This is a genomic window from Clostridium tertium (assembly GCF_902652255.1).
Lineage (GTDB): Bacteria > Bacillota > Clostridia > Clostridiales > Clostridiaceae > Clostridium > Clostridium tertium_A.
Genome location: NZ_CACRTO010000048.1, coordinates 14,976 through 40,031 on the forward strand (window position 1 = coordinate 14,976; position 25,056 = coordinate 40,031).

The window sequence follows — 25,056 nt, forward strand, 5'->3', positions numbered from 1 at the left end:
TCACCTTTTACCTATATTTCTTTTCTCCCTTCAAGGGCCTTAGATAAAGTTACTTCGTCAGCATATTCTAAGTCTCCACCAACAGGTATTCCTGATGCTATTCTAGTTACTTTAATGTCTAAAGGCTTTAAAATTCTTGAAATATACATAGCTGTTGCTTCACCTTCGATATTAGGATTTGTTGCAATAATAACTTCTTTCACATCAGCACTCATCCTTGCAACTAACTCTCTAATTCTTATATCTTGTGGACCTCTTCCTTGCATAGGAGATAAGTTTCCATGAAGCACATGGTATGTACCATTATATTCCTTAACCTTTTCCATAGTCATTATGTCCTTTGGTTGCTCTACAACGCAAATAATATCCTTTTCTCTACTAGGATTAGCACATATTGCACATGGATCTGAGTCAGTAAAATTCCCACATATTGAACAATACTTTATTGTTCCCCTTGCTTTAACTAAAGCATCTGCAAATTCCCTAACTTCATCAGCCGGAAGATTTAAAACATGTAACGCAAGTCTTTGAGCAGTCTTCTGTCCAATACTAGGTAACTTTGCAAACTCTTCAATAAGCTTTTCTATAGCTACTGGATAAAAATCCATATAATCACCCTTTCTGTAAATTAAATATATAAAATGTAATATCGCACAATGAAAAATTAAGAATGAATAATAAAAATTTAATGAAAAAACTCCCGAAGGAGTTTTGAAAAGAAATTAATTTTAGTAATTCTGTACGAATTACATCAATAATTCTTCATTTTAAATTTTAAATCCTTAATTTGGGCTGTTTGTGCGACAGCCCTTTTTATGGAACTATATTAAACTTAATAGCAGAATAATATAATATCCTGTTTGTAATTTCACTTATCTAATGAAACTAGAATAATCCAGGTATATTCATACCGCCAGTTAATTTACCCATTTTTTCTGCACTTTCTTCGTCAGACTTTCTTAATGCTTCATTAACTGCGCTAAGAACTAAATCCTCTAGCATTTCAACATCATCTGCATCTACTACTTCAGGCTTTATATTAATAGAAACAACTTCTTTCTTTCCATTTGCTTTTACAACTACAGCTCCGCCACCTACTGAAACCTCATACTCTTTTGTTTCTAGGTCCTTTTGCATTTGCTCCATTTCCCTTTGAAGTTTTTGAGCTTGCTTCATTAGGTTATTCATGTTTCCTCCCCCAAATCCGCCTGGGAATCCTCCTCTTGCCATAAAAACATCCTCCTTATTATAAAAATCTATTTTTAATTATATAGTATTTTCTTTGATTTTACTATATTTATAACATTTTTAATTTCTTTTTTATTATTCTTATTTAAGCGTTTTTTTATGTGGTTTACTCATCCAATATGTCTACCATATCAGAACCTAAAGTTTCTAATAACATATCTGCAGTTGATTTTTCATCACTATTTTCTTCTTCTACTGTGAATACTATTTTAATATCCTCTCTGAATATCTCAGCAAGGATTTCTTGAAGTAATGCTTTGTATTCAGGTTTTTCTAATCTATCTTTGTTAAACTTATATTGTTCTTCATATTCTATAGTTAAAATTCCTTTTTTACAATCTACAGGTTTTCCAGTAATTAAAGATGCATAAACAATCATTGCTCTTCTACCTTTAATTCTTTCTAGTATATCCTTCCAAGATTTTTGAATATCATTTAATGATACCTTTGAAGAATCATTTCCAGAAATATTATGTGAAACTTCTCTTCTTACTTCCTTCTTTATTTCCTTAACAGCTGAATCTTTTTTAACTTTTCCATCTGGTGCAATTTCTGCTTGAACCTTTATACTTCCATTCTTTAGCGCTTCCTCTAGCTTATTTAATCTACTTAAAATAACTTCATTAGAAGTATCATATTCTATCTTGCACATTTTTACTATGGCTAATTCTAAATATAATCTTGCTTGCTTACTTATCTTTGCATTTCCTTCTGCTTCTTGAAGAATTCTTATATATCTCATAACTTCTTCTGCTCTTAGCTTACTACCCTGTTCCTTAATTAAAATTATGTTTTCTTCAGACATATCTAATACTTCTTCAGGGTTATTAGTAACCTTAGCCATAAGAATATTTCTATAGTGGCTTATAAGGTCTTTAATAAAAAGATATATATCTTTTCCTGCATAAACAACTTCATCTATTATACCTATAGATTTTTCTACATTTCTTTGGCTAACTGCATTTGTTAAAGTAAATAAATGATCATTAGTTACAAGTCCAAGCATATTTATAAGAGTATCATATTCTACTGTACCATTACCCATTGAAATAGCTTGATCTAATATACTTAAGGCATCTCTCATAGCTCCATCAGAAACTCTTGCAATAAGGCTTAAACTTTTGTCATCTGCTATTGCATTTTGATCATCTACTATTTTTCTAAGCCTACCTATAATTTCATTATTATTTATTCTTTTAAAATCGAATCTTTGACATCTTGAAAGAATAGTAATAGGTAACTTTTGTTGATCTGTTGTTGCCAAAATAAATATTACGTTCTTTGGAGGCTCTTCTAGTGTTTTTAAGAAAGCATTTACTGCACCAGTAGATAACATATGAACTTCGTCCATAATATAGACTTTATATCTACCTTCTTGAGGTGGATACTTAACATCATCTATTATATCTCTAATCTTATCAACACCATTGTTAGAAGCAGCATCTAATTCTGTAACATCTATTGCTAATCCTTCATCTATCTTCTTACACATCTCACACTTATTACAAGGCTCTCCATCATGTAAGTCAAGACAGTTTAAAGCCTTAGCAAATACTTTAGCTGTTGTAGTTTTACCAGTTCCTCTAGTACCACAGAAAAGATAAGCATGTGCTATTCTATCATTTAATATTTGATTTTTAACAGTTGTAGTTATATGTTCTTGACCAACAATATCATAAAAATTTTGCGGTCTCCATTCTCTATATAAAGCTGTATATCCCATAATATCATTCCTTATTTTTATCATTTATTTATATTATAGACTAAAGAATAAAATTAAAAAAGCACAAAGACTTTTAAATAAAAAATTATAGATGAAAAACATTATAACATTAAATAAAGATCTGTTTCAGAATTAAAAATGCATAATTTAAAATTGGGCTGTTTTTTGCAACAACCTTCTCTAAAGAGTTTATTTACCTTGCTTTTTTCTTTATAGCTAATAGTTCAATAATAGTAATTAATATTCCTATCACCCCAATTAACTTAAAAGATATTTCCAAGGAAATAGTATCTCCTATATATCCGCACAAAGGGAATAATATAATCATCATCAAAGAGTAAAACATACTTTCAACTGAAATTATAGTTGCCCTTTGTTTTGATTCAACACTAGAATTTATTAATTTACTACTAATAGGTTGAAGTATAGATGTTAAGAATCCTATAGATACAAAAATCAATATTGATGTTTCTTTACTTGAATACCCCATAAATATTATTAGCAAACTAATTGTCATGGATATAGAAATCCAACCAATTGTCTTAAATTTCTTATATATCTTATCACTTAGGATAGCTCCTAAAGATGAAAGTATTCCATTAAATAAAAATATTATTGAAATATTAACTCTAGAATAACCTACATCACTTAAGAATTGTTGCCCATAAAAATATATTATTGCTGAGAATGTATATATTAATGGGAAGTACATTAATATATTTAAAAGCTTTCTATTGCTTTTTAATATATTTATAGATGTTTTGAAATGATTTATTAAGGTAACTCTCTCTTCATGCTCTTCTCTTATATCAATTTCTGTAAAATTGAATGAAACAGTTAATGAAAATATACCTATAACTATTGCAGTAATATAGCTAATTGAAAAATCAATTTGCGAAAGAAGTCCACCTATAAATACTGCTAATCCTTGTGAAATTTCTATTATTAGATTTAACCTACCATTAATTTTTAAATACTCATCTTCCTTATTTAATGTTTTCAAAGTATCGTATATTAATGCTTCTTCAGATCCTGAGTTTAGATTATATCCCCAAGCTGATAATATAAATCCAATAGCAAAACCAATAAATGAATTTGAAAACAGCATTATAATTGCTGATATTAATGATGTTATCCTTCCAATTATCATGATTCTTCGTCTACCAAATAAATCTGCTAAAGCTCCAGTTGGTATTTCTGAAATAAATCCAGTAATATGAAATATTCCTTCAAGCAATCCTATTTGTGCTAAATTCATACCTTTATATCCTAGATATAATACCCAGATAGCAGATGTTATATCAAAAGATGAAAGGAATCTATATAAATAATCATTTTTAATATTCTTTTTTATTTTATTCATTTGAATCAACTCCAATTTTAGTAATTATTTTTTTGCATAATAAAAGACCTAAGATAATTAATCTAGGTCTAATTGGAGTTACTATATTGCAATTTAAGAAATAGATTTTCTCAAATTTCCCCTAAAAAAGGGCATAGTAATCCAATTTTCAAAAAATACGCATGTTTTTGACAGTGCACTACTAGATAAAACTTCATATTTAATCTTTCTTACAGGAAATCTCATAGCTCTATTTCTCCTTTCTTTCCAAAATAATCTATCTACATATTATATTATTTCTCAAATATTTACAAGTATTTATTTATATATATTTTTTTATAAAATATACCATATAATTCTCATCACTTTTTAATGCGTTAAGCCCTAGTTTCTAAAAACTATCATCATAGCCGCTTCTTATTTCTCTTATCATCATCATCCTCTCTCCCCTTTGAAATACCAATAATTCCAAAATTTAAACTTATCTTAATTCTATCATTTATACTTATTTTGTTTATCTTTATTATTATTTTATAGTACAATAAATTTAAATGATATTAAGGAGGGATATAATTTGAGTTTATACGATAAGAAATACTTATCTATAGTTAAAGACATCTTAGACAATGGTTATTATGATAACAATAGAACTGGGATGCCTACATACAAGCTACCTCATCAAATTATGCAATTTAATTTACAAAAGGAATTTCCTATACTAACTACTAAAAAAGTTGCATTTAAAACTGCCATAAAGGAAATGCTATGGATATATAGGGATCAATCAAATGATGTTACTAAGCTTCAAGAGCAAAATGTCCATATCTGGGATGAATGGGTAGACGAAAATAATACAATAGGTAAGGCTTATGGATATCAAATAGCAAAGTTTAATCAAGTAGATAAGCTTATTGAGTCCTTAAAAAACAATCCTCAAGACAGAAGAATGATTATGTCTATGTGGAATATAGAAGACCTACCAGAAATGACATTACAACCATGTTGTTATCAAACTCTATGGGATGTAACAGATGGTTACTTAAATTGCATGTTAATCCAGCGCAGTGGGGACGTGCCTCTCGGGGTTCCATTTAATACCAGTCAATATGCTGTATTAGTCCATTTAATAGCACAAGTAACTAATCTTAAACCTGGATTATTTACTCATGTGATTAATAATGCACATATTTATGAAAATCAAGTTGACGGAATGAAACTTCAATTAAGTAGAGAAAATGAAGATTTTGATGCACCAAAGCTTTGGATAAATCCAGAAATAACGAACTTCTATGATTTCACAGCTGATGATGTTAAGCTAATAGATTATAAGCACCATGATCCTATCAAAATGGAGGTAAGTGTATAATGTTATCTATTATAGTTGCAAAAGCTGCTAATGATGTAATAGGTGGAGATAATAAGCTTTTATGGCATATATCTGAAGATCTAAAAAGATTTAAAGCTATTACATCAGGTAACACCATTATAATGGGTAGAAAGACTTTTGAATCTTTACCTAAGGTTTTACCTAACAGACATCATATTGTAATTACAAGAGATAAAAATTTTAAAGTTGATTCATCTGAAGTAGAAATAGTTAATGATATAAATTCTATTATTGATAGATTTGAAAACTCTACTGAAGAAGCTTTTATTATAGGTGGAGGCGAAATATATAAATCTCTTTTACCTAATACAAATAAGCTATACTTAACTAGAGTTTATAAAGATTTTAGTGGAGATACAAAATTCCCTGAAATAGATCTAGATAATTGGACTGTTGATTATAAATCTGAAATTTTAATAAATGAAAAAGATAATTTAAATTTTGATTTTATTAATTTAATAAGAAAATAGAAAACGAGGGTATTCCTATAAGGAATGCCCTCGCTTTCTTTGTCCTATTGTATGTTAATCCTATTGAAGAGTAACCTATAAATAATTATTTTATTAATTACATATAAACATTAAAAAAACCCTTCTTGCTAGAAAGGCCTAAAAATAAAACCGTGCACCCAGCTTCGACAGTAGTCTATAGACGTTACTATGTAGTTAGCTCTGGTAAGATTTATCCATATCACACGCAGTAATCACTTATCGCTGCTTCCTTCCGGACCTGACGAGGTTCATGCACTTACGTCGTATGGGACCTTACCATCAACACCACTTGCATAGGCAGGCTCTACAGACTAAAGCCTAGACCGGGAATTCAATCCTGCTATAGCGGATTGCAGGTTATAGGGCACCGCTAACTCCCCATCTAGCACGGCCATGGCGGAGAGAAGGGGATTTGAACCCCTGATAGAGTTTCCCCTATACACGCTTTCCAGGCGTGCTCCTTCGACCACTCGGACATCTCTCCATATCAGACTAGTAATACCAATAGTTTAAGCATTTTATGCCTTCACTAGCACTCAAGATATATACTACTCTACTTTACTTTTTTACTCTCCCATTCTAACATAGGGTAGCTTACCTGTCAATTAAGTATTTACTGTATAATAAAAAAGAAGACTTAATCTAGCTCTACGCCCTGTAAATACTAGTATAGCCCATTGTATTGTATATTCTGTATAATATGCTTTTTGCTTCCTTATATCTATATTTATCATCAAAAAAAACTTTCTCGCATATACTTAAAAGTCTTTGTTAATGAAACTATTCCATTAACTATAAGTCCAATTGCTCAAGATATTATCAACATCATCTCAATATAAAGATGATGTTATTTATGGTGAGATGAATTTACTAATTAAAGAATTAGATTATACTTAAAAATTCAATTCTTTTTCCGGTAAAATTGAAATTTTAAAATAATAAGATATTAAAAAAAGACTAAGATAATTCTTAGTCTTTTTTGATTGCTTATTTAATTAGTAATATTAACTGATATTCCATTTCCAAAGTTTTTAATAGTAACTGTTCTACCATCCATCTTTAATGTTTGGTCGCTAAATGGACTTGAAACCATACTATATAATTGACCACCTTTCGTTGGTAATAGCATATTGAAACAATTTTTTATTACACTATTAAATGAAGCAGAGTTTTGCTCTAATGCAAAGTATGCTCCCCCACCATCGGCTGAAACTGTTCCCATGTAAGTACCATTTTCATAGTAGTTACCTGAACCATCAAACCCCATTCCAGATAATTTTCCTGCAAATGTACTAAATGACATACCAGATGGTTGTTCTGGCTTAGGTTCTTCTGGTTTTGGGTCTGGAGTTGGAGTTGGGTCTGGTTTAGGTGTTGGTGTTGTGTTTCCACCATTTCCGTTGTTCCCACTATTCCCATTGTTTCCACCATTATTAGAAGAACCACTGTTACCAGAGTTATTTGAACCACTATTAGAGTTGTCGTTACCTGTATTAGTATCTTCTTTTTCATCTTCTTTAGGTGTTTCTACAACGATACCTTCTTCACTACCTTTAATACCTAAACTTTTTTCCACTACGAACATTGGTATTAAGAACCCGTCCCCCTCTTTTGCAGGTGTTTGCATTACAGGAAAATTATATTCTAACCCATCTGCACTAATAACTTCTGTTTTTAATACAGTTATTTTGCCGTCAATAAATATATATGGTGCTTCTTCATAAACAGTAACTAATTTACCATCAAAAGTAATTTTATAGCCTTTTCCATAAACTTCATGAGTTGCTTCTGATACTTGTCCACCTTTTAGTCTTGCTAACTCTACAATATTTACACATTTCACTCCATCTACATCTTTATATGAAAGCGTCGTATCTGCACTTGCTATCATTACATTGTTAGGTATTATCATTATTATAGCTATTACTATTATAGTCATAAATAATTTATTAATATTTCTCATATTCAACTTACCTCCTATTCTAAGATTTTCAATTCTTTTTCTACCGCAACTAAAATTTCTTCTATCTGAGTATTATATAAATATCCTTTGTTATTTTCACTATTTGTTGTTAATTTTATACTTTTTATATCTTTATCACTATTCGTATCTAAGAATAACTTTACATATGTCTTCATTCTCTTCATTACTTCTTCTTTGCTTAATTCTTCTAAATTCATATCAATTTCAATTTCAAGATTACTATCTTTTGCTGATATTAATTTATTATTAGAATAATTACCTATTTCATCTCCAGCCTCAACATTTTTAACTTCATTTACAGATTTTATTGTATATGTTCCCTTTTCCAAATATATATCTACATTAAAAGCCATATTCTCATCAATAGCTTCTACAAAATCTTTATTTTCTCCCTCTTTATATACATTTAATATAACTTCTTTTTCTTTTATCTTATCTTGTTTTGATTTAGAATAAATTTCTTTTACTATACTGTCTACAGATTCTCTACTTAAGTTTCCTGTTAAGTTAGCTTTTATTACTTCTTCATTATTCTCAAAAGCTGAAACACTATATTCTTCATCAATAATATTTTCGATAAAATCCTTTTCGATACTTTTACTACTACATCCCATTAAAGTAATTCCTAATAACATTATTGTTATTAAAACACTTATTATTTTTTTGTTTTTCATATCTTTCCCCCTATTTTTTTCATTTGATTTCACTTTTCCATTTAACATTTATAGCATAATATTACAATTTATATTCTAATATTTACAAATTTACTTGTCAATTAATGATTTTTTTTACAATATTTTTAATAACACTTTCTTTCTCATATTCATTCATCCTAAAACTATTTTTTAGTATTTTACATTTTAATTTTTGGTATCAAAAAAGGAACACTATTATTTGATTTTTACTCAAACAATAGTGTCCCATACATCCATCTTATTAAATATTATGCTTGTTTTTTATTCATTCTATTGACCCAAATAATAAGTCCTATACCAAATACTATTCCTAATAGACTTACTATTTGAGCAGTTCTTAATCCCATAAACATTAAGCTATCAGTTCTTAAACCTTCAATGAAGAATCTTCCTATGGAATAAAGAATCATATATCCACCAAGGATAACTCCATCTTTTCCTTCCTTCTTTTTTAGAAGGATATAAACTAATATAATACAAACTAATAAGTTCCATATGGATTCATATAAGAAAGTTGGATGATAATAAGTACCTCTAATCAACATACCTTGTTGTATAAACTCAGGGAATTTACTTATAAATTCTTGAGTTACAGGTCCACCATGAGCCTCTTGGTTCATAAAGTTTCCCCATCTACCTATAGCTTGTGCTAAAATAACACCTGGCATTATTACATCAACATACTTTAAGAAATTAATCTTTTTATATTTAGCAAATATATATCCTGATATTAATGCTGCTATTACTCCACCATGAATGGCCATTCCACCATTTCTAATATTTATCATATCCATAAATGAATTAAAGTTTTCAAATTCAAAGGCTACATAGTATAATCTTGCCCCTATTATTGATATTGGAAATGTAACTAAAAACGCATCTATTATAGTATCATAATTTAGATCTTTCTTTTTAGCTAACATATATATTAACAGCATAGCTGCAATAACTCCCATTGAAATTATTACTCCATACCATCTTATTTCTAAACCAAATACATCAAATGCTACTGGATTCATCTAATCCCTCCTTATATCTCTTTTAATTTTAAAAAATTTTGTTAATAAATTACTGCATTCCTCATTATAACACCATTTTACATCAACTTTCCAATTAAAAATATCATAATCTAATAAGTTTACAGTAGATCCACAGGCCCCCATGTCCTTATTAAAGGTTCCTATATATAATTTCGATATCCTACTTTGAGCTATTGCAGCTGCACACATGGGACAAGGTTCTAATGTAACATACATTTCACATCCTGATAATCTCCAGTTATTAAGTTTTTTCGATGCCTCTTCAATAGCTAATATCTCTGCATGAGCAATAGTTAAATTTAAACCTTCTTTTAAATTATGTTTCCTAGCTATTACTTCCCCATCTTTAACTATAACAGCTCCAACAGGTACTTCCCCCTTATTAAAAGCTTTATTTGCTTCTTCTAATGCAATCTCCATAAAATCCATTACAATACCTCTTATTATATTATTGTATAAATCACTTGTTTTTTAAAGTGATTTTATTACATATTAAAATTAAAGATTAGCAATCTATAGTATTGCTAATCTTTAATTTAAATTATTATATAAGTAACTAAGTAAATATTCTAACCTTTTTAATTCTATTCTTATCTATTTCTTCTACTATAAACTTAATATTATTTATCTTTACTTCCTCATCTTGTTCTGGGAATCTTCCAAGCTCACCAATAACTAATCCACCTACTGAATCAAATTCTTCTGATTCCATAGTGACTCCTATTAACTCACCGATATGATCAAGCCTTGCGCTTCCATCTACAATATATTCATCTTCTTTAACTACTATGATTTCATCGTCAACTTCATCATCATATTCATCTTCAATTTCACCAACTACTTCTTCTATTAAGTCTTCAATAGTAACTATACCAACATTTCCGCCATATTCATCTAATACTACTGCCATATGGTTTCTTGTATTCTTCATTTCATTAAATAACTCAGTAATCCTCTTAAACTCATAAGTATAATAAGGCTCTCTCATATAATCTGAAACCTTAAAGTTTTCCTTACTTTCAAAAGCTATTATCAAGTCTTTTACATTTAAAATACCAATAACATCATCTATAGTTTGATTATAAACTGGTATTCTTGAAAATTGCTCAGTCTTTATTATATCTATTACTTCATCATAGGTAGCATTCATGTCAACTGCAACTACATCTACTCTCTGTACCATTACATCCTTAACTTGGGCATCTGCAAACTCAAAAACATTAAATATCATTTCTTTTTCAACATCTTCAAGTACGCCTTCCTCTTCACTAACACCAACCATTGTCTTTAATTCTTCTTCTGTAATAAATGGTTCTGTAGCCTTAGGGTCCCCTCCTAAAAGCCTAATAAACAAACTAGATATAGCAGTAAATATAAATATAAATGGTCTAAAAATCTTAACTACTATATTTATAATCTTACTTACTCTTAATGCAACTTTTTCTGAGTTCTGCTTAGCTATTGACTTAGGAGTAATCTCACCAAATATTAAAACTAAAATAGTCATAATAACAGTAACTAACCCAACTCCACTCTCTCCAATAGTTTTAACTGCAATTGATGTTGCAAGTGCAGATGCACCTATATTAACTATGTTATTACCTATTAATATTGCTCCTAATAATCTACTTGGATCTTCAGTTAACTTCTCAACTAACTTAGCTCCCTTAACTCCCTCATCTACCATATGTCTTATTCTAATTTTACTTAGTGCCATTAAGGCTGTTTCTGACATAGAGAAAAATCCTGACATAACTAATAATATTACTAATAATATTATCTGCCACGTATAACTCTCCAAATTAATTCACCATCCTAATTTTTTAATAATTTTATTTTTCTATTATATCATATAAAAAATTCAAAAAATTAATTTTAATAAAATTTTAAATTAGTTGATATTAATTTTTAAGCTGTTTGACATTCTTCTACTACGTTTTTTATCCATTTTCCTGATTTTAATCTACTTCTTTCAAAGATTATTTTTATAAACTCCTCTGAGCAGATTAAGAAATATACTGATGTTACTGGCAATGATAATACTGTTGCTCCAATGAAAGCCATAGGTACTGCATAGAACCAAACTGTTCCTAGTTGTACTAATGTAGAGTAAAGAGTATCTCCACCGCCTCTAAATATTCCTACTATCATAACTACATTATAAGATCTAATAGGACATATTAAAGCCATTATTCTTAACACAGTTACAGTTGCCTTAAAAGTCTCAGCTTCTACATTAAAAGGCATTACTATAACAGGTGCTAATATCCACACTGCTATACCTATGATTAAACCTAAAACAGGTGAAACCTTTCCTATTTTATGAGAATAATCTACTGCTACCTCTTCTTCACCAGCTCCAATTTTATTTCCTACCATAATGGCAGCTGCTGAAGCTAGTCCTATACAAAGTACCATGAACATGTTATTTAACGTTGTGGCGATTTGCATAGTAGCTACTGCACTTGTCCCTATTTGAGCATATGCAATAGAAAATGCAGTCATTCCTAATGACCATAATAATTCATTTGCTATAACTGCTGTAGAAGTCTTAAAGTAAACCTTTATGAAGTTTAAATCAAAGTCAAATAGTTCCTTAATCTTTGAAGCTATCACATTATTCTTCATATAAACCATATATACTATATATGCTAATTCTAAAGTACGAGCTATTGAAGTTGCTAAAGCAGCTCCCGCTACTCCCATTGGTTTTGCCCCTAAGTTACCAAATATAAATACCCAGTTTAAAAATGCATTACAAACTACTCCTATTAAACTTGCATACATTGGAACCTTAGGCTGTTCTGAACTTCTTAATGCTGATGAAAAACCTTGAGTAAAGTTAGTAAATATAAAAGTAATTGCTATTATTCTTAAGTATTGACTTCCAAGTTCTATTACCATTATATCTCTAGATAATAATCCCATTATTTGTTCAGCTAAAATAAGTGCAGCTCCACCAAATATTATAGATGCTATAAATCCTATACTTAAGTCTAATCCTAATACCTTCTTTATACTCTTAACATCTTTTCTTCCCCAATATTGAGACATAAATACACTTGCTCCAGCATTTATACCTGAAAGGCATAGAGTAAAAATAAAGAAGTATTGATTTGCTAATCCAACTGCAGCAATGGCTTCCTCTCCTAATCTTCCAATCATTAAGTTATCTACTAAGTTTAATGATGATGTTATAAAGCTTTGAAGAGTAATTGGTAATGCTAGTGTAAGCATAGTAGTTATAAAAGCTTTATCTTTAAATATTTTTCTCATGATTTCCTCCTATGTCTATTATTTGATTTTTTACGAAATAAAAAAGAGCAAATGGGTAGTCAAGCCGCCCATCTGCTCTTTACTTACATATAATTTCTCTTGATATTTTCTTATAATAAAAAGCTTTTGTCAAGATAATAGTTCCTAACTTAGTCTTAGCAATATAATTTCGACCTCATTTATTTTTAGCACTACTTTCACCGACTTATAACCTTTTATATTTAAAATTTTAAACATATATAAATGATATAATTAAAACTATAAGTGAAAAGCTCACAAACCTAGAATCAACTTGGTTTGTGAGCCTTTACTGGTATCCCCAACAGGGATCGAACCTGTATCTGTCCCTTAGGAGGGGACTGTTCTATCCATTGAACTATGGAGACATATACCATTAAAATTGTATAATAACATTATACTCATGTCAACATTGTGAGTAAATAAAAACTTTTATAAGTTATTACTTTGTTATATACTTAATTGTGGAATTATTTTTATTTATTGAAAGGATTTGATTACATGCTTAGATCTATTGTTTGGTATATTGTCTTCTTTGGAACTATAATTTTAACCATACCTGCATTAATTAGAACTAAAATGTTAGATAAAAAAGGTGAAGTTGAAAAAAGAGATGCCTTAGTTTATAAAGTTACTACAACATGGGCTAGAACCCTTTTAAAAGTAGCTGGAGTTAAGGTAAATGTTCACGGTGTAGAAAATATACCTAAAGATAAAAATGTATTATATATAGGAAATCATCAAGGAAATTTTGATATTCCAATTTACATGAGCCAAATACCTGGATTAAAAGGCTTTGTTTCTAAAATTGAAGTAAAAAAAATACCAGGGGTAAGAACTTGGATGGAATACATGTACTGTGTATTTATGGATAGAAGTAATATTAGAAAAGCTGGAGAGGCTATTGTTAATGGTATTAATATCCTTAAAGCTGGTCATTCCCTAGTTATCTTCCCAGAAGGGACTAGAAGTAAAGGAAATGATATGGGGGAATTTAAAGCTGGAAGCTTTAAGCTTGCAACTAAGTCAAAATGCCCTATAGTTCCAGTTACTATGGATGGGTCTTATAGAATTATGGAAACTAATAAGAGAAAATGGACTCTAAAACCAGCGACTGTTAATCTTTATATACATCCAGCAATTGAAACAGCTAACTTAAGTAAAGAAGAACAAGATGCATTACCTAAGAAGGTTTATGAAGTTATTAAGAATCAACTTCCTAAAGCTTAAAATAAATTCATAATAAAACTGTAAAAGAAAAGTCGGCATTGATTGCCGACTTTTCTTAATTTATATTTTTTACTATAACCTGCTAAAATCATGGTTTATTATTTCTAGCAACTTAAACTCTTCATTCTCAAATTCAAATTTTAGTATGCAACAATTATTTAGCCTTTCTTCTTGGTTAATATCACTATTATGTTCCCAATGCCTCATAAATTGACGACAAGCAGCTCCATGAGATACAGCTAAAACTGTATGGTGATCTTCATTTTTCATAATTGAACTAAGGGTTTCTACTACTCTGTTTCTCAATTCAAATTCATCTTCACCACCATACTTAACAAAAAAATCTCTGTAGGGTAATGGTGGATTTAAGTCTTCGCTTTCCCCTTCAAAGGTTCCAAAATTCCATTCTTTAAGTCCCTTTACTCTTTTATATGGAATCTTCGAAACATATTCTAATGTATCACAAGCTCTTTCAGATGTAGATGAATATGCATGATCAAAAGTTATGTTATTTCTTTTAAAATATTCACCTGCAATGATAGCTTGTTCAATTCCCACCTTAGTTAATGGAGAATCACACCACCCTTGAACTTTTCTTCTAAAATTAAAAAGTGTTTGTCCATGTCTCATTAAGTATAATGTCTTTTTCATAATATCTCCCCCTATCTAGCAAGATTTGCTAACATTTCTACTGATGATGCCTCTTGATGATTGAAGAAAGAACTTTCTTTTTTATCTAAAGAAGCTATTTTTTTCATATCATCTTCATTTAACTCAAAATTAAAAATATCCATATTCTGTATCATTCTTTCCTTATTAACTGTTTTAGCTAATGGAACAATCCCTCTTTGAAGTAACCATCTTAAAATAACTTGCGCAACTGATTTATTATATTTATCTCCTATCGTTTTTAAATCCTGATTTTCAAACATTCCATTTTTCCCCTCAGCAAAAGGAGCCCATGCTTGTAGTTGCACATTATATTTTTGATTAAATGTCTGTGCATCTAATTGTTGGTGAAATGGATTAATCTCAATCTGATTTACTGCTGGTTTTACCTCATTAAATAAAGCTAAATCAACTAAACGATCTGGATAAAAATTTGATACTCCTATTGCTTTGATTTTTCCTTCTTTATATAAATCTTGCATAGCTCTATAAGTTCCATAGTAATCATTTACTGGTTGATGAATTAATACTAAATCCAAATAATCTAATTTCATTTTCTTTAAAGAAGATTCAATAGATGCTTTGGCTTTTTCATAGCCACTATTACTAATCCATACTTTAGTTGTTATAAATAGCTCTTCCCTAGGCACTGATGACTTAATGATAGCCTCTCCAACAGCTTCTTCGTTACCATAAGCTTGTGCTGTATCAATTAAACGGTAACCTACATCAATAGCATCTAATACAACTCTAACACATTCCTCTTTATCTGTGATTTGAAAAACTCCAAATCCAACCGCTGGCATTTTCACACCATTATTTAATCTTAGATATTCCATTTTAATTTCTCCTTTATTTTTATTATTTTTAATCTTATAATAATGTTAACAGTAGGTAGTTACTACCTAGCAAGAGTTTTTTATTTTTTAAATTAGGAGGTAATTTCATGTATACAACTAAAGAGGCATGTGAACTCGTTGGAATATCTTATGAAACATTAAAATTTTATTGCAAAGAAGGTCTAGTACCTAATGTCCAAAGGGATAAAAATAATTATCGTAAATTTAATGAAAAAAATATCGCATGGATAAAAGGACTACAATGTCTAAGAAAATGTGGAATGACTATTAAAGATATGAAGTTATATATGAATTACTGTATAGAAGGACCTTCTACAATTCCAGAAAGAAAAGAGATGCTTGACAAATCAAAGGAATCCTTATTAAACAGAATTAAAGAACTTAATGAATGTATTGATTTTATTGATAATAAACAATCTTTTTATGATGATGTATTAACTGGCAAGACAGAATATATTAGTAATTTAATTGATGTTGAAAATTGATATATTATCCTAAGGAAATATTACTAATCTTATATTGGGCTGTGACACAAACAGCCCAAACTAACTTTTCATTACTCATTCTTAATTTTTCATTGTGCGACAGCGCCTATATATTTATATATTCCTTGTTACTTTTTTCAAAATTAAGAAGCTTCTCTTGAATGTCAGTATGATTTCCTGCATATCCAATTAACTTTTTATTCTTACCTATAACTCTATGGCAAGGTATTATTATTGGAATTGGATTAGATTTATTTGCCTGACCTATAGCTCTTACTGCTTTATCTTTACCTATGGCTTTTGCTATATCACTATAGCTTCTTGATTCTCCATAAGGTATTTTCATTAATTCTTTCCAAACCATTTGTCTAAATTCCGTTCCCGATACATCTATTTTTATATCAAATGTCTTTCTTTCGCCATTAAAGTATTCATTAATTTGATTTACTACATCTCTACACTCTTCTAGACTTTCAATTAGATTAATTTCATTTGATTCACAATAATTTTTAAACTTTTCGAAGGAACCTTCAATTATTTCAATTTTTCTTAATCCATTCTCACTTTTTACTATTATTATTTCCCCAATAATTTCAGTATTTAATTCGCAATAGTATAAATTCTCCATTAATTTACTCATAATTTACTTCTCCTAAAAGGTTTACTTATTAATTTTTTTAAAAATATATTAAAATAACTTAATTTACTAATAAATAATACGAGCATATTTTTCAATTATAGTGTATACTAAGTTAGTTAGAGTAAAAAAATATATAATAATATTTATGTTAATTATAAATTATTTTTAGGAAATAGAAAGAGGATTTTGAATGAACGAAATAAAATTTAGTAACTTAGGGCTTAAGGATACCTTATTAAAATCAATTACTGATTTAGGGTTTGATAAGCCATCACAAATCCAGGTTGAAGCTATACCTGTCGCTATACAAGGATATGACCTTATAGGGCAAGCTCAAACTGGTACTGGAAAAACTGCTGCTTTTGGATGTGGAATAATTAATAATATATCAAAAAGAGATGGACTTAATGCGATAATATTAGCGCCAACTAGAGAATTGGCTATTCAAGTTAATGATGAACTTAAAAGATTATCTAAATATGATGAGTTAAATATCTTACCTGTATATGGTGGAGACCCAATAAACAATCAAATTAGAGCTTTAAAAAGAAATGTTAACATTGTTGTTGGAACTCCTGGTAGAGTTTTAGACCATATTAAAAGAGGAACTTTAAAATTAGATAAAATTAAATTTTTAGTTTTAGATGAAGCTGATGAAATGTTAAATATGGGTTTCATTGATGATTTAGAGGATATAATAAAACAACTTCCAAGTGAAAGACAAACACTTTTATTCTCTGCAACAATGCCAGAGCAAATAAAGAAACTTGCTAAGAGATATATGAAAGCTGATGCAAAACATATTGCTATAAAGAAAACTTCAATGACTGTATCAAAAATAAGTCAAAGTTTCTATGAGGTATCTCATAAAACTAGATTTGAAGCACTTTGTAGAGTTTTAGATTATGATACTCCTGCTTCTGCAATTATATTTTGCAGAACTAAAAAGGGCGTTGATGAATTAGTTGAAGGAATGCAATCAAGAGGTTACATAGTTGAGGGAATGCACGGAGACATGTCACAAGCTCATAGATTAAGAACTTTAAAGAAATTTAAAGAAGGCGCTCTAAACTTCTTAGTTGCAACAGATGTAGCTGCAAGAGGAATAGATGTAGAAGGAATTACTCATGTAATTAACTACGATTTACCTCAAGATGTAGAAAGCTATGTTCATAGAATAGGAAGAACTGGTAGAGCTAATAGAGAAGGAACTGCTTATTCTTTAGTTTCTCCAAAAGAATATTCAATGCTTAAGCAAATAAAATCAGTAACTAAGGGAGATATAACCAGAAGACCTATTCCTACAGTTAATGATATATTTAGCAGCAAATCAGAATCTATATTAAAGGATGTAACTAATACTATTAATGATTCAGATTACGATAAATTTCTTCCTGTAGCTAAAGAGCTAACAGAAAAATTTGATTCTGTTGAAATAATTGCAGCATTAATTAAGAGCAAATTCAACAGTGAACTTATGGAAAGTTATTCTTCTGATGTATTAGAAGCTCCAAAGTCTGAAGATGTACGTCTATTCTTATCTGTAGGTAGAAGAGATGGAATTAATCCTAAATCTTTAGTTAATTTCATTAAAGATACTGCAAGAATTAAACCTTCATCAATAGGAGATATTGATATATTAGAAAACTTCTCATTTGTGAATATAGCTCCAGACGTTAAAGATAAAGTTATCGATAAATGTATGGGACTTAAGTTAAATAAGAGAAAAGTTAATATAGAAGTCGCAAATAGAAATAAGAAAAGAAGATAGTTAAAAAGCTGCCAAAGGCAGCTTTTTTTATTTACACTTCTTTTTTATCCCATCATATAAATATTTAAGGTATTCCATATCAGTGCCTTCTTTTTCTAAAATATCCATTCTAGCTTCTACTCTCTTTATAGTTTCCTTAGCTTCATCAAAGTCTTTTTGACGAATACATACGCTAGTATATTCTAATAAATAATCTATCTTAAGTACTATCTCTGCTAAGTCTTCTCTATCATCATTAACTAAATCCACTAATAATGAATATATCTTTGGAGAGGTATCTTTTCTAACACTACTAAGTAAATCATTATTCTTACTAGTTTTTCTTCCCAAGTTCTCCACCTTCTTTCACTTTCATAATTTATGTGCAAAATACTTATTTATTATAATTTATCATATTTTTATTATATACCCAATACATTTTAAGTGTATAAGAAAAATAGGAGGCTTTATTATGCAGCAATACGTTTGTGTTCCTTGTACTTATGTTTATGATCCAGAATACGGTGATCCTGATAATGGAATAGATCCCGATACTCCTTTTGAGGACTTACCTGATGATTGGGTTTGCCCTGTTTGTGGGGCTACTAAAGATGAATTTGATTTATTAGATGATTAGAGAATAAAAAATTAGCTGTATCAGAATTATATATAATTTTGATACAGCAATTTTTATTTTATAAATTCTTAAGTTCTTTTAACTAGCTCCGCTTTAAATTCCATTATATATTTTACACTTTCATCTGATATCTTAGCTACATTATTTACAATCTTATCAATAGTAGTTAATATATCACTAATATCCTTCTTTTCAATAGCGTATTGATAGGCCTTTTCCCCTAGCTTAGCTAAACTATTCTTTTCATCCTTATTAAAATTTAATTGTGGTATTCTAGAGACATATCCTGATGTTATCATATTTGTTCTAAGTAATACACCTCTAACAAAATAAGTTACTAAGCTAGAATTCAAATAGGCCAATAACCAGAATAAATTATCATCTTCACAAACTATACATGTATTTACTCCAAAGGTGCTACCTTCAGGCATTCTTGAGGCAGTAAATTCAACTCCCATAGATGAGCAAATAATTCCCTCTTTATATAGCAACTCCTTATTCCTAACTATAAAATTAGGAGAAGCCTTAGATATCTCTAAAAAATCCTTATTAATATATACAAATTTATCAGTAAAGAATCTATCTTTTCCTGGATTTTTATAAAAAGGCATAGTGAAAGGCTCAGTTTTTTCCTTAGATAAGAATTTCTTATCATTACCAGTAGATATACCAGTTATACAATTAAATTTACTTCCTAATCTAGAAAGCTTAAATAATTCTTTTACATCCTTAGGGCAATTGATTATAAATTCTTTATTATCATTTTCATCATCTAAAATAATATCTTCTAACTTAAACATCTTATTACTTTTAGTTAAATTATCCTTAAGCTCTAAAATATTAACACTTCTATTATTAGCTATAATATTTCCTTGGAAATTAACACCTTTTTGTAAAATTATTATACTGGTTCTAACATCTGCTCCCTGATTTATAAAAAGACTAGTAGGACACATAGTTATTTCATGAATAGAGCAAGTCCTTAATATCTTTTCTCTAAGTGCAGCATAGCTCTTAGATGTTAAAAATGAATCTTGAGTTATTATGCCTATAACAGCTCCTTCTTTAGCTAAATCAATAACAGCTGAAATAAACATTCCATACATATTATGAATCCCAACATCATTAAAAATAGACTTTAACTTATCTCTATTTTCTCTTATATACTGTACTTCATGACAGTTATATGGAGGATTTAAAACATAATAGTCATAATCTAATCCATCAAACTTACTAACTTCATTAATTTTATTATAAAAAAACCTTATAAAATCTATATTTTGAAAATTACAGTTATAATCATTTTTATATTTTATTATATCTATTCCATAAGATTTAATATTCTCTTTCAAGAAAGGTATAAGCATTTCTTCCCTACCACAGCAAGGATCCAATACCATCCTACCATTACTATTTATTTCAATTAATCTATCTTTAATATATTCACATATAAAACTTGGAGTTGAATAATATCCAACTAACCTCTTATCTATATATTCTTCATTTACTATTTTTTCTGCTAATACCTTTTCTTTTCTTCCCATAAATTTTCTCCAATTTATCGGCTAATTAATAAGCTATCAAAATTATTAGCTGCTAAAACCAACGTATCACCTTTCTTAATTATAGTTGATCCTTTTGGTACTATAACCTCATCCTCACGTTTTATCATTACTACTAAAACTTCATCAGGTATATCAGAATCCATAATACTTTTGTTAACCCACTTATTATCCTCATCTATATTCAATTCTAATATTTTAGTGCTTTTATCTTCTTTATAGTCATTAAAAGTTCTTAATACAGGTGAATTATCATCTACTAAATTTAACTTTCTTGCAACTGCAGGGATTAATGTACCTTGTATTCCTACTGAGAATAAAGCTATAAAGAATATTATATGAAATAAATCATTTGCTATACTAACTCCATATGTTACAGAATAAATTGCAAAGGCAATAGATGCTGCACCTCTAAGTCCAACCCATGATATAAATACTTTTTCTTTATTTGAATAATTAAACTTACTTAAAATTACAAAAGTAGCTATTGGTCTTGCAATAAACATCATAAATAATGATATAGCTATAGATACCCCTAAGACTTGAGGCAATTTAGATGGGAATGATAAAAGTCCCAAAATAAAGAATAATCCTATTTGCATTATCCAAGACACTCCATCAAAGAAGTGAACTAAGCTCTTTTTATGCGGTATTTTACTATTTCCCATAATAATACCAGCCATATAAACACTTAAGAATCCATTACCACCAAAATATTCACTGATGGCAAATGATAAAATTGCTATAGCAGTTGCAAATATAGTATAAAAGCTCTCTACTTCAAAGTTAGCTTTTCTCATAATATAAACTGATACCACTGCTAATATACTTCCCACTAAAACTCCAAATATTATTTGCTTTATTAACATTGGAATAATTAATGATATTCCCCCATTGGACATTAAAGTTAATATAATAATTGTAAGCATATATGCTATTGGGTCATTACTTCCACTTTCTATTTCTAATAATGGTGCTAATGTTCCTTTTAAATTAAGCTTTTGAGAACGTAAAATTGAAAACACTGAAGCTGCATCTGTTGATCCAACAACAGCTCCTATTAAAAGTCCTTCTAGCAAACTAGTACCTAGTACTAAGTAACAAAATAGTCCTGTAAGCCCAGCAGTTATAATAACTCCAAAACTGGACATTAATATTGATGGTACTGCAGACCTCTTAGCAATGTTCCAATTAGTACCGAAACCACCATAAAACATAATAAATACTAACGCTAAAGAACATATCATACTAGTTAAGTCATAGTTGTCAAAATATATTCCTACTAGTCCGTCCGATCCAAATATCATCCCCAGCACTATAAATATTAATAACATTGGAACCCCAAACTTATATAATATCTTACTGGACGATATGCAGATTAGTAAAATCAATCCGCAAGCAATCATTAATTCTACCATATAACCCTCCTCTTCTTATAATAATATATATCTATATTATATGCTAAAAAAGAAATAGTTGCAAAAACAACAATTTTCACAACTATATATTATTACAAAATTTACTTTGTAACTAATATTCTAAAACAATATAATCCATCAAATAAATCAGAATAAATGCTATTATTGTATCTTGTTAAATCTAAGTTACCTTTTATTACTAAACCAGCTTCATATATTAATTCTATTAATCTCTCTATATCTATTGTTGGTATGTCTACAGTAATAACTATTAGCCCCTTATTTTTAAGAACTCTTCTCAGCTCCATTAGAACTAATAATAAGGAAACCTCACTTAATAAGTGAAGAACAGATATACAAAATATCTTATCAAAGGTTTCATCTTCATAGCTTAACGAAGATAAATTTTCATTTCTGAAAGTTATCTTATCTAAATATTCTATAGCCATGGATTCACTTGAATCTCCAAAGTAACTTTTATGTTCTAATAATAGCTCATCCTCATTAATTATTCTTTCATCTGCATCTACTCCATGAACTTCTTTACATACATCAGCTAAATAATATTTAAATGGATGAATAATTCCACAACCCGCATCTAGAACTGTATCCTCTTTTTTTACAAAGTTAGCTGCCCATCCATATTCATAAAACCTACTCCACCATTCCTTAGGTATATCAAAAATAGTTTTGTACATAATATCATCAGTTCTTAATATATATCTAGATTCGTAATTATCTAAACTTTTATAACTGTTATTTACATCTTCTGAATATATCTTTACATCTTTCATTAATACTTCTCTATCCAAAATCATTTCTTCAAAGTTAATTTTAAAACTGTCATTATTAGAATAAATTCTTGATAACTCTTTTTGTCCATAGGCTCCATATTGACTTCTGAGTCCTAGTAAATTCTTTTCAAAATCTCTATTAAAGTCTTCCACCTTGCTTCTTTGCCCAATAGTTTTATGATAAACGCAAGACTTATAATAAATCTTTGGTACCCAATTTTCTTTAGTACCCATATAGTAGTTATATCCTAATACTATGCTATCATCTTCATATCCTTGTTTACCTGTTAAAAATCTTACATCATATGCATTGATTTTCTTTAATGCCTTAAATCTATGAATAGCTGGATGAACAAAGCCATAATCAACCTTATTATCACAAAGCGATTCCATAAATTTTATTTTATCATCCAATACTTCAGGGAAATTAACACTTTCCTTTTCTCCTGTTACTTTATACTCATTGTCTAGATAGTAAACTATTCTAGGGGATACTATAGGCTCCTTAGTCCTTTCTAAAAAGCCAATTAAAGGTTTCTCCCAATTAGGAGTAAATATCATGTCTAAATGTACTTCAGCTACATATTTAGTATCACTATGATTTTCTTCTATATAATTAATCATGGAGTATCTTGAGAAAGTGATACCATCATTTATACCATTGCCAATAATCTTATGTTTGATATTAAATTTAGATAAGTAGTATCCTAATTCTTCATTACTAAAACATCCTTGGTTATAAATTAAAATTAATTTGTGGTCACATTTTTCTAAGCTCTTAAAAAAGTCATCAGACATTTTTAAATCAAAGATAAAATCACTTCCATCTGTATTCAAAAAAAATGGAAGCATATAAATAATATCCATAACATGCTCCTTAAAATACTTCTATATTATTTTATTCAAAACATAAAAATTTTGTGTAGCCTAATATCAGTATATAAGCATAATCTAGAAAATAATGTGCAGATATAGAATGTATAGTCTAGAATAAAAAAAGAAAACTCTAAAAGAGCTTTCTTAAAAAATCATTATCCTATTGAGTCATAGTTAGATAAATTCATCTTCCTTAACTATTTAACTCTATCGTATACTATTGGTTCTTCAGATCCAGAAACTATTTCTCCGTTCTTTCTGAATATTTCTGTTACATACATCTTACCATCTAAGTTCTTTTGCTTTGCAGTAAATATAACTTCTGGTGCGAACTCAGCTTCACTTTCTGCAATAAATCCTCCATCTTCTTCCTTAAACACTATTGGATTAAATTTGCTGTTCTTCTCTAACTTATTATAGTCAAAAGTTAACTTATCATTATTATTTACAAAGTCCTTATATTCTATTTCTTTTGGTAAATCATAAGAAGTTAAAACAACTTGATTATTTTCGTTTAATGTATATAAAAATAAATGATGTAATTCTGTTACCTTATCTCCATGATTATAATAAGTTTCATCTATCATAAAGTAACCATTAAAGTCCTTTGGTAGATTTTGAATTTTATCATTGCATACTTCAGCTATATGCTTAGCTTCAGGTGTTCTCACTTCACCAGTTGCAGCCTTCTCTTCTTTTATTTGATTGTCATTATTAAAAGTACCCTTTGAGTAACTTATAAATTTATTTAATTTTTCCATTTCTTCACCTCATAATATAATTTTAATATCTATTTAAGCACGTTACATAAGCATATTTATAACTAAATTATACCACCACTTTTCAATTTGTAATTTATGTAAAATAGCTTTTTTAGGCATTTAAACCTTATTTAAAATGATTATCTCTCTCATTATATTATTTTCGAGGT

24 protein-coding genes, 2 tRNA genes and 1 other RNA gene are annotated in these 25,056 nt (G+C 28.9%); 6 read left to right on the forward strand and 21 right to left on the reverse strand.

Annotated features, from left to right (window positions below):
• Positions 1-11: 11 nt before the first annotated feature.
• From recR to GPX08_RS15315, 4 genes are all read right to left on the reverse strand, one after another.
• Positions 12-608 carry a recombination protein RecR gene (recR, locus tag GPX08_RS15300; RefSeq protein ID WP_156627696.1) on the reverse strand — a complete coding sequence of 199 codons (597 nt, stop codon included), beginning with the start codon at positions 606-608 and terminating at the stop codon, positions 12-14.
• Between the two features lie 277 nt (positions 609-885).
• Positions 886-1,230, reverse strand: a complete 345-nt coding sequence (locus GPX08_RS15305; protein ID WP_156627697.1) for a YbaB/EbfC family nucleoid-associated protein — start codon at positions 1,228-1,230, stop codon at positions 886-888.
• A gap of 124 nt (positions 1,231-1,354) precedes the next feature.
• Positions 1,355-2,971: a DNA polymerase III subunit gamma/tau gene (gene dnaX / locus GPX08_RS15310; RefSeq protein ID WP_156627698.1), complete on the reverse strand. Its 1,617-nt coding sequence runs from the start codon at positions 2,969-2,971 to the stop codon at positions 1,355-1,357.
• Positions 2,972-3,164: 193 nt separating this feature from the next.
• Entirely contained in the window at positions 3,165-4,334 is a 1,170-nt protein-coding gene (locus GPX08_RS15315) for an MFS transporter (protein ID WP_156627699.1), read from the reverse strand.
• A gap of 553 nt (positions 4,335-4,887) precedes the next feature.
• On the opposite strand from GPX08_RS15315, the gene GPX08_RS15320 reads away from it, so the two are divergent.
• Positions 4,888-5,679 (forward strand): thymidylate synthase, encoded by a 792-nt coding sequence (locus GPX08_RS15320; protein ID WP_156627700.1) that lies wholly within the window; start codon positions 4,888-4,890, stop codon positions 5,677-5,679.
• Complete coding sequence (locus GPX08_RS15325; protein WP_156627701.1) at positions 5,679-6,170, forward strand: dihydrofolate reductase; 492 nt, start codon at positions 5,679-5,681, stop codon at positions 6,168-6,170. Before GPX08_RS15320 ends, GPX08_RS15325 begins: the two co-directional genes overlap by 1 nt.
• A 150-nt stretch (positions 6,171-6,320) precedes the next feature.
• On the opposite strand, the gene ffs is transcribed toward GPX08_RS15325, so the two are convergent.
• From ffs to GPX08_RS15370, 9 genes are all read right to left on the reverse strand, one after another.
• Positions 6,321-6,582, reverse strand: an RNA gene (gene ffs / locus GPX08_RS15330) — signal recognition particle sRNA large type.
• Between the two features lie 3 nt (positions 6,583-6,585).
• Positions 6,586-6,675: transfer RNA gene (locus GPX08_RS15335), tRNA-Ser, on the reverse strand.
• A gap of 507 nt (positions 6,676-7,182) precedes the next feature.
• On the reverse strand, positions 7,183-8,154 hold the full coding sequence (locus GPX08_RS15340) for a hypothetical protein (protein WP_156627702.1): 972 nt from the start codon (positions 8,152-8,154) through the stop codon (positions 7,183-7,185).
• 14 nt (positions 8,155-8,168) lie between these two features.
• Positions 8,169-8,849: a hypothetical protein gene (locus GPX08_RS15345; protein WP_156627703.1), complete on the reverse strand. Its 681-nt coding sequence runs from the start codon at positions 8,847-8,849 to the stop codon at positions 8,169-8,171.
• Positions 8,850-9,118: 269 nt separating this feature from the next.
• Positions 9,119-9,889: a prolipoprotein diacylglyceryl transferase gene (locus GPX08_RS15350; protein WP_156627704.1), complete on the reverse strand. Its 771-nt coding sequence runs from the start codon at positions 9,887-9,889 to the stop codon at positions 9,119-9,121.
• Positions 9,890-10,339, reverse strand: a complete 450-nt coding sequence (locus tag GPX08_RS15355) for a tRNA-specific adenosine deaminase (RefSeq protein WP_156627705.1) — start codon at positions 10,337-10,339, stop codon at positions 9,890-9,892.
• 127 nt (positions 10,340-10,466) lie between these two features.
• Positions 10,467-11,711 (reverse strand): DUF21 domain-containing protein, encoded by a 1,245-nt coding sequence (locus tag GPX08_RS15360; RefSeq protein WP_156627706.1) that lies wholly within the window; start codon positions 11,709-11,711, stop codon positions 10,467-10,469.
• Between the two features lie 107 nt (positions 11,712-11,818).
• Complete coding sequence (locus GPX08_RS15365; protein WP_156627707.1) at positions 11,819-13,186, reverse strand: MATE family efflux transporter; 1,368 nt, start codon at positions 13,184-13,186, stop codon at positions 11,819-11,821.
• 311 nt (positions 13,187-13,497) lie between these two features.
• A tRNA-Arg gene (locus GPX08_RS15370) sits at positions 13,498-13,572 on the reverse strand.
• 133 nt (positions 13,573-13,705) lie between these two features.
• On the opposite strand from GPX08_RS15370, the gene GPX08_RS15375 reads away from it, so the two are divergent.
• Complete coding sequence (locus GPX08_RS15375; protein ID WP_156627708.1) at positions 13,706-14,434, forward strand: 1-acylglycerol-3-phosphate O-acyltransferase; 729 nt, start codon at positions 13,706-13,708, stop codon at positions 14,432-14,434.
• A 72-nt stretch (positions 14,435-14,506) separates the two neighbouring features.
• Here GPX08_RS15375 and GPX08_RS15380 read toward each other — a convergent pair whose 3' ends face one another.
• Positions 14,507-15,085, reverse strand: a complete 579-nt coding sequence (locus tag GPX08_RS15380; protein ID WP_156627709.1) for a histidine phosphatase family protein — start codon at positions 15,083-15,085, stop codon at positions 14,507-14,509.
• Between the two features lie 11 nt (positions 15,086-15,096).
• Positions 15,097-15,942 carry an aldo/keto reductase gene (locus tag GPX08_RS15385; RefSeq protein WP_156627710.1) on the reverse strand — a complete coding sequence of 282 codons (846 nt, stop codon included), beginning with the start codon at positions 15,940-15,942 and terminating at the stop codon, positions 15,097-15,099.
• Between the two features lie 107 nt (positions 15,943-16,049).
• Between GPX08_RS15385 and GPX08_RS15390 the strand changes: the two genes are divergently transcribed.
• A complete protein-coding gene (locus GPX08_RS15390; protein ID WP_156627711.1) occupies positions 16,050-16,448 on the forward strand; it encodes a MerR family transcriptional regulator in 399 nt (132 codons plus the stop codon).
• Between the two features lie 106 nt (positions 16,449-16,554).
• On the opposite strand, the gene GPX08_RS15395 is transcribed toward GPX08_RS15390, so the two are convergent.
• Positions 16,555-17,076: a methylated-DNA--[protein]-cysteine S-methyltransferase gene (locus GPX08_RS15395; RefSeq protein ID WP_156627824.1), complete on the reverse strand. Its 522-nt coding sequence runs from the start codon at positions 17,074-17,076 to the stop codon at positions 16,555-16,557.
• A gap of 202 nt (positions 17,077-17,278) precedes the next feature.
• Between GPX08_RS15395 and GPX08_RS15400 the strand changes: the two genes are divergently transcribed.
• Complete coding sequence (locus tag GPX08_RS15400; protein ID WP_156627712.1) at positions 17,279-18,859, forward strand: DEAD/DEAH box helicase; 1,581 nt, start codon at positions 17,279-17,281, stop codon at positions 18,857-18,859.
• Positions 18,860-18,886: 27 nt separating this feature from the next.
• Here the strand turns inward: GPX08_RS15400 and GPX08_RS15405 are convergent, their stop codons facing one another.
• Positions 18,887-19,189: a hypothetical protein gene (locus GPX08_RS15405; RefSeq protein WP_156627713.1), complete on the reverse strand. Its 303-nt coding sequence runs from the start codon at positions 19,187-19,189 to the stop codon at positions 18,887-18,889.
• Between the two features lie 121 nt (positions 19,190-19,310).
• On the opposite strand from GPX08_RS15405, the gene GPX08_RS15410 reads away from it, so the two are divergent.
• The gene (locus GPX08_RS15410) at positions 19,311-19,475 is read left to right on the forward strand and encodes a rubredoxin (RefSeq protein WP_156627714.1); all 165 of its coding nucleotides are present in this window, start codon (positions 19,311-19,313) and stop codon (positions 19,473-19,475) included.
• A gap of 68 nt (positions 19,476-19,543) precedes the next feature.
• On the opposite strand, the gene GPX08_RS15415 is transcribed toward GPX08_RS15410, so the two are convergent.
• The 4 genes from GPX08_RS15415 to GPX08_RS15430 all read right to left on the reverse strand — a co-directional run bounded on the left by GPX08_RS15415 (position 19,544) and on the right by GPX08_RS15430 (position 24,886).
• Positions 19,544-21,019, reverse strand: a complete 1,476-nt coding sequence (locus GPX08_RS15415) for an N-6 DNA methylase (protein ID WP_156627715.1) — start codon at positions 21,017-21,019, stop codon at positions 19,544-19,546.
• A 14-nt stretch (positions 21,020-21,033) separates the two neighbouring features.
• Complete coding sequence (locus GPX08_RS15420) at positions 21,034-22,455, reverse strand: potassium/proton antiporter (RefSeq protein WP_156627716.1); 1,422 nt, start codon at positions 22,453-22,455, stop codon at positions 21,034-21,036.
• Positions 22,456-22,556: 101 nt separating this feature from the next.
• Positions 22,557-24,116 carry a methyltransferase domain-containing protein gene (locus GPX08_RS15425; RefSeq protein WP_156627717.1) on the reverse strand — a complete coding sequence of 520 codons (1,560 nt, stop codon included), beginning with the start codon at positions 24,114-24,116 and terminating at the stop codon, positions 22,557-22,559.
• 206 nt (positions 24,117-24,322) lie between these two features.
• Complete coding sequence (locus GPX08_RS15430; protein ID WP_156627718.1) at positions 24,323-24,886, reverse strand: hypothetical protein; 564 nt, start codon at positions 24,884-24,886, stop codon at positions 24,323-24,325.
• Between the last annotated feature and the right edge of the window lie 170 nt (positions 24,887-25,056).

What these genes read in the sequence shown, in the direction of transcription:
- GPX08_RS15400 (WP_156627712.1), top strand. Translation starts at nt 17,279, where the DNA reads ATGAACGAAATAAAATTTAGTAACTTAGGGCTTAAGGATACCTTATTA.
- GPX08_RS15340 (WP_156627702.1), bottom strand. Translation starts at nt 8,154, where the DNA reads ATGAGAAATATTAATAAATTATTTATGACTATAATAGTAATAGCTATA.
- GPX08_RS15425 (WP_156627717.1), bottom strand. Translation starts at nt 24,116, where the DNA reads ATGGATATTATTTATATGCTTCCATTTTTTTTGAATACAGATGGAAGT.
- dnaX (WP_156627698.1), bottom strand. Translation starts at nt 2,971, where the DNA reads ATGGGATATACAGCTTTATATAGAGAATGGAGACCGCAAAATTTTTAT.
- GPX08_RS15395 (WP_156627824.1), bottom strand. Translation starts at nt 17,076, where the DNA reads ATGGAGAATTTATACTATTGCGAATTAAATACTGAAATTATTGGGGAA.
- GPX08_RS15385 (WP_156627710.1), bottom strand. Translation starts at nt 15,942, where the DNA reads ATGGAATATCTAAGATTAAATAATGGTGTGAAAATGCCAGCGGTTGGA.
- GPX08_RS15410 (WP_156627714.1), top strand. Translation starts at nt 19,311, where the DNA reads ATGCAGCAATACGTTTGTGTTCCTTGTACTTATGTTTATGATCCAGAA.
- GPX08_RS15375 (WP_156627708.1), top strand. Translation starts at nt 13,706, where the DNA reads ATGCTTAGATCTATTGTTTGGTATATTGTCTTCTTTGGAACTATAATT.
- GPX08_RS15415 (WP_156627715.1), bottom strand. Translation starts at nt 21,019, where the DNA reads ATGGGAAGAAAAGAAAAGGTATTAGCAGAAAAAATAGTAAATGAAGAA.
- GPX08_RS15355 (WP_156627705.1), bottom strand. Translation starts at nt 10,339, where the DNA reads ATGGATTTTATGGAGATTGCATTAGAAGAAGCAAATAAAGCTTTTAAT.
- recR (WP_156627696.1), bottom strand. Translation starts at nt 608, where the DNA reads ATGGATTTTTATCCAGTAGCTATAGAAAAGCTTATTGAAGAGTTTGCA.
- GPX08_RS15315 (WP_156627699.1), bottom strand. Translation starts at nt 4,334, where the DNA reads ATGAATAAAATAAAAAAGAATATTAAAAATGATTATTTATATAGATTC.
- GPX08_RS15390 (WP_156627711.1), top strand. Translation starts at nt 16,050, where the DNA reads ATGTATACAACTAAAGAGGCATGTGAACTCGTTGGAATATCTTATGAA.
- GPX08_RS15345 (WP_156627703.1), bottom strand. Translation starts at nt 8,849, where the DNA reads ATGAAAAACAAAAAAATAATAAGTGTTTTAATAACAATAATGTTATTA.
- GPX08_RS15350 (WP_156627704.1), bottom strand. Translation starts at nt 9,889, where the DNA reads ATGAATCCAGTAGCATTTGATGTATTTGGTTTAGAAATAAGATGGTAT.
- GPX08_RS15325 (WP_156627701.1), top strand. Translation starts at nt 5,679, where the DNA reads ATGTTATCTATTATAGTTGCAAAAGCTGCTAATGATGTAATAGGTGGA.
- GPX08_RS15420 (WP_156627716.1), bottom strand. Translation starts at nt 22,455, where the DNA reads ATGGTAGAATTAATGATTGCTTGCGGATTGATTTTACTAATCTGCATA.
- GPX08_RS15430 (WP_156627718.1), bottom strand. Translation starts at nt 24,886, where the DNA reads ATGGAAAAATTAAATAAATTTATAAGTTACTCAAAGGGTACTTTTAAT.
- GPX08_RS15365 (WP_156627707.1), bottom strand. Translation starts at nt 13,186, where the DNA reads ATGAGAAAAATATTTAAAGATAAAGCTTTTATAACTACTATGCTTACA.
- GPX08_RS15380 (WP_156627709.1), bottom strand. Translation starts at nt 15,085, where the DNA reads ATGAAAAAGACATTATACTTAATGAGACATGGACAAACACTTTTTAAT.
- GPX08_RS15305 (WP_156627697.1), bottom strand. Translation starts at nt 1,230, where the DNA reads ATGGCAAGAGGAGGATTCCCAGGCGGATTTGGGGGAGGAAACATGAAT.